10 protein-coding genes and 1 rRNA gene are annotated in these 14,666 nt (G+C 41.8%); 5 read left to right on the forward strand and 6 right to left on the reverse strand.

Annotation, left to right across the window (positions count from 1 at the left end; translation table 11 throughout):
* Positions 1–100: 100 nt before the first annotated feature.
* Positions 101–1,987 (reverse strand): choice-of-anchor I family protein, encoded by a 1,887-nt coding sequence (locus tag FTU66_RS04225; RefSeq protein WP_180112358.1) that lies wholly within the window; start codon positions 1,985–1,987, stop codon positions 101–103.
* Positions 1,988–2,170: 183 nt separating this feature from the next.
* Here FTU66_RS04225 and mdtD point away from each other — a divergent pair, with 183 nt between their 5' ends.
* From mdtD to FTU66_RS04250, 5 genes are all read left to right on the forward strand, one after another.
* Positions 2,171–3,562 carry a multidrug transporter subunit MdtD gene (gene mdtD / locus FTU66_RS04230; protein ID WP_179989005.1) on the forward strand — a complete coding sequence of 464 codons (1,392 nt, stop codon included), beginning with the start codon at positions 2,171–2,173 and terminating at the stop codon, positions 3,560–3,562.
* Positions 3,563–3,695: 133 nt separating this feature from the next.
* Positions 3,696–4,433, forward strand: coding sequence for a GH25 family lysozyme (locus FTU66_RS04235; RefSeq protein WP_368779695.1), 738 nt, complete (start codon positions 3,696–3,698; stop codon positions 4,431–4,433).
* A gap of 34 nt (positions 4,434–4,467) precedes the next feature.
* Complete coding sequence (locus FTU66_RS04240) at positions 4,468–5,478, forward strand: MBL fold metallo-hydrolase (RefSeq protein WP_180112359.1); 1,011 nt, start codon at positions 4,468–4,470, stop codon at positions 5,476–5,478.
* 45 nt (positions 5,479–5,523) lie between these two features.
* The gene (gene dinB, locus FTU66_RS04245) at positions 5,524–6,579 is read left to right on the forward strand and encodes a DNA polymerase IV (protein WP_180051986.1); all 1,056 of its coding nucleotides are present in this window, start codon (positions 5,524–5,526) and stop codon (positions 6,577–6,579) included.
* Positions 6,580–7,042: 463 nt separating this feature from the next.
* Positions 7,043–7,399 (forward strand): RidA family protein, encoded by a 357-nt coding sequence (locus tag FTU66_RS04250; RefSeq protein ID WP_070154775.1) that lies wholly within the window; start codon positions 7,043–7,045, stop codon positions 7,397–7,399.
* A gap of 117 nt (positions 7,400–7,516) precedes the next feature.
* On the opposite strand, the gene FTU66_RS04255 is transcribed toward FTU66_RS04250, so the two are convergent.
* The 5 genes from FTU66_RS04255 to rrf all read right to left on the reverse strand — a co-directional run bounded on the left by FTU66_RS04255 (position 7,517) and on the right by rrf (position 14,622).
* On the reverse strand, positions 7,517–8,059 hold the full coding sequence (locus FTU66_RS04255; protein WP_180112360.1) for a DUF2726 domain-containing protein: 543 nt from the start codon (positions 8,057–8,059) through the stop codon (positions 7,517–7,519).
* Between the two features lie 344 nt (positions 8,060–8,403).
* The gene (locus tag FTU66_RS04260) at positions 8,404–10,776 is read right to left on the reverse strand and encodes a YgiQ family radical SAM protein (protein WP_096902257.1); all 2,373 of its coding nucleotides are present in this window, start codon (positions 10,774–10,776) and stop codon (positions 8,404–8,406) included.
* Positions 10,777–11,242: 466 nt separating this feature from the next.
* On the reverse strand, positions 11,243–12,451 hold the full coding sequence (locus tag FTU66_RS04265) for an MFS transporter (protein ID WP_004975612.1): 1,209 nt from the start codon (positions 12,449–12,451) through the stop codon (positions 11,243–11,245).
* 423 nt (positions 12,452–12,874) lie between these two features.
* The gene (locus FTU66_RS04270) at positions 12,875–14,224 is read right to left on the reverse strand and encodes an MFS transporter (RefSeq protein WP_096902259.1); all 1,350 of its coding nucleotides are present in this window, start codon (positions 14,222–14,224) and stop codon (positions 12,875–12,877) included.
* Between the two features lie 283 nt (positions 14,225–14,507).
* Positions 14,508–14,622 (reverse strand): 5S ribosomal RNA (gene rrf / locus FTU66_RS04275).
* Positions 14,623–14,666 lie beyond the last annotated feature (44 nt).

Here is a 14,666-nt window from a genome sequence, read left to right on the forward strand (position 1 = left end):
TGACTCGCTTTTTTAATGCGCTGTTTTAAACTGGTTTTACAGCATAAAAAAGAGAGCACCAAAGTGCCCTCTTTAATAGATTTCTAATTTTGCAATGCTGTTAGTTGAGTTTGATTTGGTACACAGCAGTAGTTCCGCTGACTTCATTACCTACAACCAACAGTGGCTTGCCGTTAGGCGAGTCTTTGGCTGCAATAAAGATCAAACCTTCGGGGCCGAGATTTGAATTTTCAACGGTAACCTCATTACCTTCTGCATCGAAAGATGTACGGGTTTCACCAAACTTACGATCATTAAAATACTCAACAAAAGATGCTTGTGTCGGTTGGGTAATGTCGTACACCATAATGCCACCCATACGCTCCAACCCAATAAAGGCAAAAGTTTTTTGACCAATTTTACCTAAAGCAATGCCTTCAGGCTCAGGGCCTTTATTGTCACTACGATCATCTATACTTAATTTTTCATGATTGGTATTAAAGTATTCTGGAAATAATTCAGCAGCTTTACGTTCAAAGTCATTTTTTGAGTCCCAAACAATTTTTTTGGTTTTAGGATCTACAATACTGAACGAGCGGCCACCATAAGCATATAGTTTGTCATAGGTCATGAAACCATCGCTGTCTAGCACAGGCTCACCATTTGTATCTTTCTTGTAACCTTGCGTCCAAGTAATCGTCAAACGACCCAATTGTGAATCTTTAATTAAATTATCTGCACAAACTTCATTGGCATCTGTAGTGGTACATGCTTTAAATACGTTTGAATCAAGCTTTGCGCCTTTAACCCCTGACTTTAATAGACGTAAATGCGCTGCATAATCGCCATTGGTACTGAAGCCTTTATTATTGAATAAGTGTTTAACACGAATTTCTTCTGCATAACCCTGAGTTATTTCATCCGTACCAAAATATAAGTCTTCATCAACCAACCATTCACGCGCATCACCTTCATTGGCAGTGACCAAGTAGCTTTGTCCTTTGGCTTCATATTGCGCAATTGCATCTGGCATATACATACCATATAAGCCTGGCCAAGCTTGAATATTAATCATCCCCTCATTTTTAGCACAGGCTGTAATCGTTTTACCGTTATAGTCTTGCTTACCAACAACACAATCACGATCACCTGCATCTAAAGCATTTGCAGCTAAGCCAAAGTTTTTATAACCCAATGGGAAAATATCGACCACTTGGTCTTGAATCAAATCAATCACAGCAATAGCATTGTTTTCTTGTAGACTTGCCCAAGCAGTTTTACCATCGTCACTCACCGCAATATATTCAGGCTCTAAATCTTGTGCGACAGTCGCATTTGGCCCAAAAATACGCACGCCCGCATCAAGCAATTCCTGCTTACGTGTATTCCATGCCTGAAAATCTGCAGTTTTTACAGTAGGCTTGTTGATGTCAGTTAGATTAATAATACTGATTGAACCTTCTGGATCAATCTTATAACCTTCATTTGGCTCACCTTCATTGGCAACCAAGACTTTTTTGCCATCTGGAGTAAAAGTCAACATATCAGGCAATGCACCGACTTCAACTTTGCTGATAAAGCTCAGGTCTTTGGCTTTAAAAAATGCCACGATGCCTTTATCAGTTTTAGGTGTTGCCTGAACAGCTAAAGCGACAATACCTTGATGTACCGCAACACTATTGACTTCAGAATTCGCCAAATGAGTCTTGGCATCCAAGCTGTTCAGCTTAACAGGTGCACTTGGGTTGCTTAAATCCAGTACATCGACCACGCCATTTTTCGCATTGACTACAAATAAACGTTTACTTTCAGCATCATAAGCAGAAATTTCCGCAGCACTCGCACCAAAAACTTGTGCATCGTATTCCCCTAAACGCTCCAAACTAATTGTTGTAGGTGTTGCTTCAACAACTTCTTCTTTTACAGGAATAGGATCATTATTATCATTACAGCCCACCATCCCCACAGACAATAAAGCCAACATTAATGCAGAAATTTGCGTTTTCATAAATTACTCATCATTTTTCTAAATGCACCCAACTTACAAACTCAAAGTGAATAATCGGTGACAAATAGATGACAATTTCATTGCATTTCCTTGAATTTTCAAACACTTTTCATGTTTTTATAGATGCAGTCCGCTAGATTGCAAAATGGTTTAAACTAGACCAAATGTCCATTTTGCCGAGTTATGAACCAAACACCGACCCATCAAGCCCTGCATCCTGAATACCGTCTTTTGGTATTTCTGGTTTCAATTGGCTTTTTTATGCAGGCGCTCGACACCACCATTGTGAATACAGCAATCCCTGCAATGGCGAATAGCCTGCAGGAAGACCCGCTGCGGATGCACAGTGTTGTGGTGGCGTATGTGCTCTCGGTGGCAGCGTGTATTCCATTAAGTGGATGGTTGGCAGATCGTTTTGGGGTACGCAATACCTATTTTGCAGCGATTATCATTTTTACCCTTGCCTCTTTGGGTTGTGCTGCAGCAGCGAGTCTGAATGAATTACTGTTTTATCGGGTGATTCAAGGTATTGGTGGCGCATTGCTCTTGCCTGTCGGGCGCTTGGCGATGTTAAAAATCATTCCACGTACCCAGTTTTTATCTGCCATGAGCCTGATGAGTCTGGCAGGGTTGATTGGCCCCTTAATTGGCCCAACTCTGGGTGGCTGGTTGGTCGAAGTCGCCACGTGGCACTGGATTTTCCTGATCAACATTCCTATGGGCATCTTGGGCTGTTGGATTTGTATTAAAGCCATGCCGAATGTGACTGAAACTGAAGTTAAAAACTTTGATTTTCTCGGGTTTATCCTATTAGTTGTGGCGATGGCGGGCTTATCTTTAGGCATCGAAAATTTTGCCAACCCACAACATAATCTGCTTTGGAATTTAGCGTTAATCTTGGCTGGCGGTATTGCCGCAGCATGCTATGCCCGCCATGCCCATACTCATCAAAATGCCTTATTTCGCAGCGATTTATTTAAAAATCGCTTATATGCCATTGGTATTTTAGGTAACTTTTTTGCCCGCTTCGGGGGCAATGCCATGCCTTTTATCATGCCAATCATGCTACAGGTGGCTTTTGGTTTTGAACCGTTTCTCACGGGTTTGATGATGATTCCGACTGTGCTCGGTTCTTTGGTATCTAAACCAATTATTCGGCCTTTAATTCAACGTTTTGGCTATCGGCAGTTTTTACTGACCAATACGTTATTGGTCGGGGCGTGTATTGCTAGTTTTGCGCTGACCACTGCTGAAACTGCGACTTGGTTACGTGCCTTGCATTTTTTTATATTTGGGGTGCTTAATTCATTGCAGTTTGTGGGTATGAATACCTTTACACTCAAAGATTTACCTCAACAAGATGCCAGCAGCGGCAATAGTTTTTTATCCATGATTATGATGCTGTCGATGAGTATTGGCGTGGCATTGGCAGGTACTTTGGTGAATATGTTTAGTGCCTATTACGGCGCAGGACAGTTAGTCAGTGCCTTTCATGCCACTTTAATTTGTTTGGGTGTATTAAATATTTTGGCATTTTTAGTGTTTTGGAATATCCCCAAACACACGGCTGTTTAAAACGCCATTACCGAAAGCGCATGGTGCTACACCGCACTGCACGTTATGATATGACTTTGCTCCGCGAAGCTTTTTCAACATGCGCAAACCGTCCAATCAAGCTAAAAACTCAGCTTTTACACCGCACTATCGTATGACCATTGCGATGCTTGGCAGTGCTGTTTTGGCGGTTTTATTGTATTTGGGTGTGTTGCGCCAACAACCTGCGGCAACCGAAGAATATCCGATTCAAGGATTTGACGTGTCACATCATCAAGGCGATGTTCAGTGGCATAAAATTTCCCCACAAAAATATGCCTTTGTCTATTTAAAAGCCACCGAAGGGGGCGATTTTAAAGACCGTAAATTTCAGGATAACTGGCTCAAAGCCCGTGAACATGGCTTTTTGGTCGGCGCCTATCATTTTTATCGCTTATGCCGTGATGGAGCAATTCAGGCAGAAAACTTTATTGCGACTGTTCCAAAAAAATCCGACAGTTTGCCACCTGTAATTGACTTGGAGTATGACAGCAACTGCATCAATACCTATACCAAAGAACAGTTACTGCGCGAAATTCAAATCATGCATGATGCGCTATATCAACATTATGAAAAACAACCGATTTTTTATGTATCTAAAGCCTTTTACAATATGGTATTAACTGAAAGCTTTAAGCAAACACCACTTTGGGTCAGAGAATATCAGGGTAAACCACAACTGGCAGGTCAGCCAAAATGGTTATTTTGGCAACATACCAATCAGGGTCAAATAAAAGGTATTCACACCCCAGTCGACCTAAATGTTTTTTATGGCAATACCAAACAATGGCAGCATTTTTTAACAGACAACGCAATTCAACCCACAAGACTTGAACCGAACCAGAAAAAATAACAAGATAGCTGCATCACAATAAAAAAGTACCGTCATGAAAATTATGAAAGGGCTGCTTTGGGCTGCTCTTACGCTCAGCATTTGTGCAGGATTCGCACTGCTTTACCTATTACAACCCGCAGGCAAACTAGAACAATTTTCCGCATGGCAATATTCAACAAAAACCGCAAATACCAACTTAAAAGTACATTATTTTGGCGTATCTACCCTATTGTTTGATGATGGTGAAAACCAAATTCTGATTGATGGATTTTTTAGTCGCCCCTCTCTTGCACAAGTCATGTGGAACAAGTTAGACAGCCAACCAGCCTTATTGCACAAGTTGATTCAACAGCATCAATTACAACGCACACGTGCGATTTTGATCACCCATTCGCATTATGATCACACGCTAGATTTGCCATTTTTGGTGCAGCAACTCAAACACAGTCAAATCATCGGTTCAGAAAGTAGTTTGAACATTGCCCGTGGTGCCGCAATTCCTGAATCTCGATTAAGCCTTGTCAATCCTGCCCAACCAATACAGATTGGAAAGTTTAAGATTACGGCTATTCCATCACAGCATACCCCTGCCACCGCTGTGAATAATGATTTAGGTGAACAAATTCAACAACCATTGTCCTTACCTGCCCGTTTTTATGAATTTAAAGAAGGTGGCAGTTTTGATTATTACATTCAGCATCCTGAACAGAACATTTTAGTCAAAGCCAGTACAGGCGCGATTTCTAAACAATTACAACACTTGCAGGTAGATACTTTATTTTTAGGGATTGCACAGCTCTCTAAACAATCGGTTGCTTTTCAACAACATTATTTAGATGAAACTGTGGGAACGTTGCGCCCTCGTGTCGTGATTCCAATTCATTGGGATAATTTTTTCCAGCCTTTAGCGCGCCCTTTAGAGTTTTTGCCCCGCATTGCCGACCATAGCCCACGGAGTTTACAGCGTTTGATCGACTATGCAGAACAGCAATCGACACAGGTGATTTTGCTGAATAGCAACACGCCTTATCCGCTTGCTCCGATGCTACAACCGACTTCCTAAACATGCGATACTGTTGAAATCTAAACGCTTCATCTAGTTTGTGCCATGCGGAAAATCATTCATATTGATATGGATGCCTTTTATGCCTCTGTTGAGCTGCGCAGTCGTCCTGAATTGCAGCATTTACCTGTGGTGATTGCTTCGCATCATCCTCGTGCTGTGATTGCCGCGGCATCCTATCCTGCGCGTGAGTTTGGTTTACGTTCTGCCATGTCGATGGCACAAGCCCGCAAACGCTGCCCGCAGGTGGTGGTACTCGAACCCAATTTTGCACTCTATCGTGAGGTTTCCGCACAAATTCATCAGATTTTTCAGCGTTATACACCACTTATTGAACCCTTGTCTTTAGATGAAGCTTATTTAGATGTCACCGAAAATTTACAAGGTATTCCAAGCGCAACTGAAGTCGCAATGCGGATTCGGGCAGATATTTTTCAAAGTACAGGTTTAACGGCCTCGGCAGGTGTCGCACCGAATAAATTTTTAGCCAAAATTGCTTCGGACTGGCATAAACCCAATGGCATTTGCGTGATTAAACCCAGTCAAGTGCAGCAGTTTATTCAGGACTTACCCTTAAAGAAAATTCCAGGCGTAGGTAAAGTCACGCAGGAAAAATTAAAAAGCTTGAATTTAAATACCTTAGGCGATTTGCAACACATTGAAGAAAACCTGTTGATTCATCATTTTGGCAAATATGGAAAACGCCTGTTTTTATTTGCCCAAGGGATTGATGAACGTCCTGTGCAGGCAGAACGTGAGCGCCAGCAAATTTCCAAAGAAATCACCTTTGATGATGACTTAAACTTAGCCGAATGTGCAGCTTACTGGTCTAGCTTGATTGATCAGGTTTGGCACAGTTTAGTGAAAAAACAATATGTTGCACGTGGCGTATCGGCCAAATTGAAACTCAAAAATTTTCAGGTCTTACAACATAGCAAAAGTTTTAAACAGCCTCTTGAAACTAAAAATGATCTTGAAAAAGTCCTGCAGCTTTTGCTTCACGAAATGCATATTCCCGCACAGGATCAATTCCGTTTAATTGGGGTCGGTCTGTATCAACTCAGCCCTGCCGATGAACAAGCACAACTATCTTTGCTGTAAATATCACAACTCATAAATATCACGGATTTTAAAGCGGTAAACTTCCCGCTCTACATAAAACATACCTAGCCAATACTTGCCGATGAATACTAAAGCCAACTTTTGTATAAATTTCAGCCAAAAGAATAAAAATAAGACAATTTACCCTTCACAGTTGTGCTTTTTAGAGTAATCTATGCGCGCGATGTATTTATCCGTACATACGCTGAGATGTCAAAAATCACCATTACTTTTGGCATACTTGTCCTGTGATTGGCGTGACGATCAAATCCGAAGATTACAGGACAACTCTGCGCTTGGCACTTCGCCGCTTTAATACCGCATCTCTCTTTTCCTCGTATTTTCCATTCAACTACTTTTTATTTTAAGTAGACTGCTGCCTGCATATTTTCCACGTGCTTGCCTGCCTCTATAATACCTCACGCTTTTTATACCCAATCGCTTGGCGCGAGGATCACACCCAATGGCTGTTCAACGTCTACATATCCAAAAACGTTATTCTGAAATTGCAATTTCGGGAAATTTAGTCCATTTGGCAGGGCAACTGGCAGAAGACACACAACAAGATATTGTGGGGCAAACCCAACAAACACTTGCCCTGATTGATCGTTTATTGGCAGATGCGGGTACAGATAAAAGTCACATCATGTCGGTGATGATTTTTCTAAAAAACATTGAGCGCGATTATGCCGCAATGAATCAAGTTTGGGATGCTTGGGTGGCAGATATACAAGCTTTACCGCGTACCTGCGTAGAAGCCAAGTTATACCATCCTGACGTTTTGGTTGAGATGACTGTGGTTGCAGTCAAACCTGAATAGCAACCCAACTTAAAATAGACACGATTAAATCAAGAGTCACAGCCAATTAAAAAAATCAGCATGTCATGGCGACATGCTGATTCATATTGTCTATCTAGTGACTTTAGCGGCAAGCGTTTAGCCCAATACCTTCACTTTATGGCGTACAGAATGCGCTAAAAAATCATACTTTTTTAAGGCTGTATCCAAATCTTCTAAGTCTACATACGATGACGGTGACTGCCCAAAAGCTTCACGCAATTCGTGATATTCAGGCACATCTTCATAACGCAGCACTTTATAACCCGCCAAACGCAGCAATTCATCTTGGTATTGCGCATTGCGGCTACGTTTCAGCATCAACAAATCATCTAAGGCTACAATTGCAACGACCTGATGATTAGCATCCAACACCACAAAATCGGCCATCATATTGCGGTATTTATGTCGAGTACGTGAAAATTTCGTGGTCAGCAAGGCATCAAAAGACACATGCGCCAAGATGATATGTTGAGGTAAAATTTCCTGCAAACGTGTATACGTCAGCTGTTCATTTAAGCTAAAAATTGCACGTTGCTTTAGTGCACTGTCCTGAGGTTTTTCTCTATTTTCCAAGCCCTTAACCGCCATCAAGAGAAAGAAAATCAGTATCAAAACCCCAATCAAAATATAAATGGTCATTATTCAATCCTTAAAATCATTTTTATAGTTGTTTCGGCTTCATGCCGATTTTTTCATCAAATCAGTATATAACACGCTTTTATATTTAAACGTTCCATTTAAGAAACTACATGAAACATTGACAAAACCATCATAGAAACAGAAATTTTGTTTCACAAGCCAGCCTTTTGTCTAAGTGCTGTAGCATCTAAGCGTGTTTTTATCATTAGATACGAATACTGTATAGCATGCAAAAAAATAACAAAGCAATGCTTAACAGATTCGATTGTCGGACAATTCCGATGAAATGAAAAGCAAACAAAAAAGGCGCTGCAGCGCCTTTTGATGGATCTTAACTTCAAGTACTAAGCTTTCGATTTTGGCTTAGATTTTTTGTGTGAAAATGGACGTTTTTCACCTGTTTCACGTGGCGGCAAACCTGTGTGCTGAGTCAATATCTGCCCTTTCTTCGGACGATTACTGTTCTGAGCACGATTACCACTTTGCCCCGTACGTTTTTGTGAATCACCCGCGACAGTCGAGTTTTTCTTACGTGCCGTTTGATACTGTCCATCTGTGCCTTGCGGCTGATAGGTTGGAATCAGGTGCTGTTTAGAGTTTCCGATTAAATCTGCACGTCCCATTTCTTTTAAGGCTTCACGCAACAACGGCCAGTTGTTTGGATCATGGTAACGTAAGAAAGCTTTATGCAAACGACGACGTTTTTCGCCTTTGACAATATCCACATTTTCGGTATAACGCGCCACTTTGGCCAGTGGGTTTTTACCCGTGTAATACATGGTCGAAGCGGTTGCCATTGGCGATGGATAGAAGGTCTGCACCTGATCGGCACGGAAACCATTCTTTTTCAGCCACAACGCCAAATTCATCATGTCGTAATCGGTCGTTCCCGGATGCGCGGCAATAAAGTACGGAATTAAATATTGCTCTTTGCCCGCCTCTTTACTGAAACGATCAAACATTTGTTTAAAGCGGTCATACGTACCAATACCCGGTTTCATCATCTTAGATAATGGACCTTTTTCGGTATGCTCTGGTGCAATTTTTAAATAACCGCCCACATGATGCGTCACCAATTCACGTACATATTCAGGGTTCAACACCGCCAAGTCATACCGCAAACCTGAACCAATCAGAATTTTTTTAATGCCTTTCAGTTCACGTGCTTTACGATACAACTGAGTTAAAGGTGCATGATCAGTGTGTAAGTTTTGACATACGCCCGGAAATACACAGGAAGGTTTACGACAATTCTTTTCAATTTCAGGGTCTTTACAATGCAAACGGTACATATTTGCAGTCGGGCCACCCAAGTCTGAAATAATGCCAGTAAAGCCGGGTGCAGTATCCCGAATTTTTTCCACTTCACGCAAAATGGATTCTTCAGAACGGTTTTGGATAATTCGGCCTTCGTGTTCGGTAATCGAACAGAAAGTACAGCCACCAAAACAACCACGCATGATATTGACCGAAAACTTGATCATATCAAAAGCAGGGAAACGTGCATTGCCATAAGATGGATGCGGCAAACGTGCATACGGTAAATCGAATACATAGTCCATTTCTTCCGTAGTCAACGGAATAGGCGGTGCATTCAACCACACATCACGTTCACCATGCTTTTGCACCAAAGCACGCGCATTGCCTGGGTTAGTTTCTAAATGCAAAATACGGTTAGCATGCGCATACAGCACAGGATCATTCGCCACTTCCTCAAAAGAAGGCAAACGAATCACTGCCAATTCACGTGGGGGTAATTTGTGTTTAATTGCTTTTGAAGCAGGCTGCAATTGCACAATCTGGGTATCTGCATCTAGCTGATCACCTTCACGAACAATTGGATTGCTGACTACATCTTTCTGGAAATTTTGATATTGCGCGAGGTTGTTGCCCTTATCTTTTTCAATCTCACAACCGTCTAAATCTTCGGTCATCACATAAGGGTTGATGATTGGATCGACACGGCCCACGCTATCTACATCATTAGATGCAATTTCAACAAATTTGGATTTAGACGCGCGGTTATGTTTATTGATAATAAATGCTGTACCACGTACATCTGTAATTTCGTGGATTTTTTCGCCTTTGGCCAAACGGTGCATCACTTCAATAATCGAACGCTCACCATTGCCGTACATCAATAAGTCGGCTTTAGAATCCATTAAAATTGAGCGACGAACTTTGTCAGACCAATAGTCATAATGTGCAATACGACGCAACGAGCCTTCAATCCCGCCAAGTAAAACAGGCACATCTGGAAAGGCTTCACGACAACGCTGACAATATACCGTAGCCGCACGGTCAGGACGTTTATTCGGCTGATTGTCTGGTGAATAAGCATCATCAGAACGGATTTTACGGTCTGCAGTATAGCGGTTGATCATCGAGTCCATATTGCCCGCGGTAACACCCCAAGCAATGGTCGGCTTCCCTAGTACCCGAAAAGATTCCACATTGGTCCAGTCTGGTTGGGCGATGATCCCGACACGAAAGCCCTGCGCCTCAAGCACACGACCAATCACGCCCGATACAAAAGAGGGATGATCAATATAAGCATCACCACAAACCAAAATAAAATCGCAGGCATCCCAACCAAGCTGATCCATTTCTTCGCGTGACATCGGCAAAAATGGCGCAGGCTCAAAACATGACGCCCAATATTTGTCGTAATCAAACAACGCTTTGGGTGCGGTCTGAGCAGTATAAGCAGTAGACATGGCTTGCAATTCTCGGCTGGGAAGTGGAAGATCAAAAGTCGATCAAAGATGAAAGCCGACTATTTTAGCATGAATTCCATTCATCTTGCTTGATTAAAAAACACACAAAATCAATAAGGTCTGTTGACACTTCATCTATGTTTGCGACAACGCATATTTTTTAGCTGATATAAGGCATGAGGCAGGAAATTTAGTCATTCTAAATGACTGACTCATAACGCAATAGCAGCAAAAAATATGCTTGTCCTGAAAGGCTGTGGCTAAAACTTTCTCAGATTGCGTTATGAAACTTGGAAATAGACCCACTATTCCCTGCGTTTCATGCCTGATCTGCTCAGTTTTAGCCGACAGCGCAAGCCATTTATGAAATGGCATCAGACCCTAAGCTATTTTTATGCCTTAAATACTTTTGTATCTTAATAAGAAAAGCATAAACGGATCCGCTGAAAGCAATAATCCTGAACGCTTATCGTATCTCCACTGGTTTGAGCTTTAAGCGCCACGCGCCATAAAGCGCCACACCCAAGACCGCAGTCATCACCCATGTCAGACCTGACCAGCCCCATTGTTCCCAAATCAGACCGCTACCACTACCGAGCAAACTCGAACCCATGTAGTAACTAAATAAATATAATGATGATCCCACTGCACGATACTGCAGTGCTTGAATCGACACCCAACTACTGGCAGTAGAATGTGCGGCAAAAAAAGCAAAGGTAAATAGCACCAATGCAGCCAATACGACGGCTAAATATGCAATCGACATCAACCATAATGCGATCAACATTAGGACAATCACCATAGGCAACACACGTTCACGTCCAATACGATTGCCCCAGCTTGCTGCGCGTGGTGAACTGTAAATACCCGCCAAATAGGCAATTGAAATTACCCCAATCCAAACTTGAGAAAGCTCAAATGGTTTAGCCAATAAATAATAGCTAATGTAATTGAAAATACTAACGAAACAGCCCATCAGCAAAAAGCCCTGTAAAAACAGGATTCTTAATTTACGGTCTGCCAAATTGGCAACAAAAGCATCTCTAAACCGCGAGAAGCGAATCGGATACGCTGTAAAATTTTTCGATGCGGGCAGTAACATATAAAAGGTGATTGCAATCAGTAAGTTCAAACTACCAATAATTAAGGTTGCCGCTTGCCAAGAAATAAAATCGACCAAGACCCCAGCAATTAAACGTCCACCCATGCCACCAATGGCCGTACCCGAAATATACAGCCCCATAGCAAAACCAATATCTTGCTGTCGAATTTCTTCACCAATATAGGTCATGGCGACCGCAGCAACACCGCTCACAGCAATGCCAATAAAAATTCGTGTGGTTAAAAAGAATGACCAGATTGGAAGTAAGGCACTCAGAATTAATAAAATGGCAGCTAAAAATAAAGCCAAAACCATAATAGGTTTACGCCCAAAACGATCTGAAATAAAGCCTGTGAAAAGCAAACCTATCGCCAAAGCCACAGTAGAAAATGACAGCGGGAAACTACTTTGGGTTGGTGTAACCGTAAAAAAATCGGCCAAAATAGGCATCATCGGTTGCACACAGTACAAGGTCGAAAAAGAAGCGAAACCCGCTAGAAACAACGAAAAAAGAATGGCTTTAAACGGCTTAGTACCATACTGAACATGAGATGCTGCAGCTAAATCAGACATATTTACTCCAATCACGCAATCAGTATACGCCTGTTTATGGACAAAAATAAGCTCGGTATTTTATCGTTTGCTCAAAATCAGCGTCAGTATCATTCATCACTTTGTCAGTTTTTGCTTACATGCACTGAAGCAAAATGAGGCTAGGCAGTATTTTGAGCTTACGGTATTCTTTAAAGCATAAGGAGACAGGATGTTTCCCAAACAGAAAACAACAATAATAGGTTTGAGCACCAGGATCGTGAGGTACGACAGGAGTTATACCTAAACACGAAATACAAAGAAACCCCGTCAGGATGATGGGGTTTCTTTTTATCTGTGTCTTGAGTATATAACTTTATCTATCATCACTTTCTATTTACACACCCCATAATCAAAAAGTCCCCAAACAAGGTTGAGGACTTTTGAACTTAGCACATTACAAGTTTAAGCTTTGGCAGCAACTGCTTTGCCTGCTTTAATTTGCTCAGCTTCATCTTCACTCATAATCAAGGCAACCGCAATTGCAGTGATCAACACTGGCAAACCTACTGCCATAAAGTTGAAGTGTGCAGGTAAATTCATACCCAATAAGCCGCCAATTAAAATTGGACCCACAATCGCACCCATACGACCAATGGCAGATGACCAGCCAATACCTGTTGAGCGTACCGCAAGTGGGTAATATTGTGCCACATAGCTATACAACAACATTTGTGAACCAATAGATGCTGCACCCGCCAAGAATACTAAGATGTAAAGTAAGAATTGATTAGATTGGAAGCCCATGAGGCTCATCACCAATGCACCCATGATTCCCAAGAACATCAATACAGGTTTTAAGTGGAAACGGTCTGCTAAAATACCACCACCCACGATACCAACGACTGCACCTACGTTCATCACCATCATGAACATTAAGCTGTTGTCCATAGAATAGCCTGCCGCCATCATCAGTTTTGGCAACCAGCTGCTGAGTGCATACATGGTTAATAGACAAGTAAAGAACGCTAACCAGAACAATAAAGTATTCACTGCACGACCGCGTTTGAACAAGCTCACCACGTTAGCAGCTTCAGGCACACCAACCTGATACAATTCAAAAGTGGTGTCTTCGGTAATTTTTAAATCTGGTGCTAAACGCGCTACGATTGGACGGGCTTGATCTTGCTTATTTTCTTTGACTATAAAGGTTAAAGATTCTGGCAAGAATTTCCAAATCACAGGCAATAAAAACAATGGGATACCTGCAATAAAGAACATGATTTCCCAGCCAAAACTTGGGGTAAACCATGAGCCAAGTAAGGCTGCCATTACACCACCTACAGCATAACCACTAAACATAGTAGTCACTAAGGTGCTACGCATGGTTTTAGGTGCATATTCAGAAGTTAAGGCCACAAGGTTTGGCATTACACCACCAATGCCTAAACCCGCCAAGAAACGTAAAATCGCAAACTCAGTTGGATTAGAGGCGAAGCCACCTGCAAAGGTTAAACCACTAAACAGAACGATACAGATCATGATGACTTTCTTACGACCAATTTTATCGGCCAAAGAACCAAAAATCATCGCGCCAAACATCATACCTGCCAATGCAGTACTCGCGAGCATCCCCGCCTGAACAGCACTCAAGCCCCACTCATCCATCAATAAGGGTAAAACGACCCCATTAATTGCCAAGTCATAGCCATCAAATAAAATGATCAGTAGACACCATGCCACGACATTGAAATGAAATGGTTTGAATTTTGCGTGATCGATGACATCATTCACGTTAATTGCTTGATGTGCCATTCCTCACCTCCTGTGAGTTTGTGTTTCAGTAAGCTTGAATAGCAATTTTTACAGTGAAGACTTTCATTTTTATCAGTCATCCATGTCCACTTTTGCCATTCAAGTAGATTGTGTAACTTTCACACAAAACAAAAAAAATAAAAATTCAACATTAGTCTAAAACATTTTATTAATTATGGGTTTATTGTTATTTTAAACACAATAAAATGTGATTATTCTTCCTAATATTTTCTCTCTTGCATAAAAAACACCCCCAACGCTAGTTGAGGGTGTTTGAATAATGAGCTGGCGATGACTTACTCTCACATGGGTAACCCCACACTACCATCAGCGCGAAGAGGTTTCACTTCTGAGTTCGGGAAGGGATCAGGTGGTTCACTCTTGCTATGGTCGCCAGCACAACTGTTTACGGAGACTTGCATTGGTCTTATTCACGATGGTG

Origin of the sequence: Acinetobacter sp. YH12131, assembly GCF_013418635.1 — a bacterium.
Classification (GTDB): Bacteria; Pseudomonadota; Gammaproteobacteria; order Pseudomonadales; family Moraxellaceae; genus Acinetobacter; species Acinetobacter towneri.

What these genes read in the sequence shown, in the direction of transcription:
- FTU66_RS04225 (WP_180112358.1), bottom strand. Translation starts at nt 1,987, where the DNA reads ATGAAAACGCAAATTTCTGCATTAATGTTGGCTTTATTGTCTGTGGGG.
- mdtD (WP_179989005.1), top strand. Translation starts at nt 2,171, where the DNA reads ATGAACCAAACACCGACCCATCAAGCCCTGCATCCTGAATACCGTCTT.
- FTU66_RS04235 (WP_368779695.1), top strand. Translation starts at nt 3,696, where the DNA reads ATGACCATTGCGATGCTTGGCAGTGCTGTTTTGGCGGTTTTATTGTAT.
- FTU66_RS04240 (WP_180112359.1), top strand. Translation starts at nt 4,468, where the DNA reads ATGAAAATTATGAAAGGGCTGCTTTGGGCTGCTCTTACGCTCAGCATT.
- dinB (WP_180051986.1), top strand. Translation starts at nt 5,524, where the DNA reads ATGCGGAAAATCATTCATATTGATATGGATGCCTTTTATGCCTCTGTT.
- FTU66_RS04250 (WP_070154775.1), top strand. Translation starts at nt 7,043, where the DNA reads ATGGCTGTTCAACGTCTACATATCCAAAAACGTTATTCTGAAATTGCA.
- FTU66_RS04255 (WP_180112360.1), bottom strand. Translation starts at nt 8,059, where the DNA reads ATGACCATTTATATTTTGATTGGGGTTTTGATACTGATTTTCTTTCTC.
- FTU66_RS04260 (WP_096902257.1), bottom strand. Translation starts at nt 10,776, where the DNA reads ATGTCTACTGCTTATACTGCTCAGACCGCACCCAAAGCGTTGTTTGAT.
- FTU66_RS04265 (WP_004975612.1), bottom strand. Translation starts at nt 12,451, where the DNA reads ATGTCTGATTTAGCTGCAGCATCTCATGTTCAGTATGGTACTAAGCCG.
- FTU66_RS04270 (WP_096902259.1), bottom strand. Translation starts at nt 14,224, where the DNA reads ATGGCACATCAAGCAATTAACGTGAATGATGTCATCGATCACGCAAAA.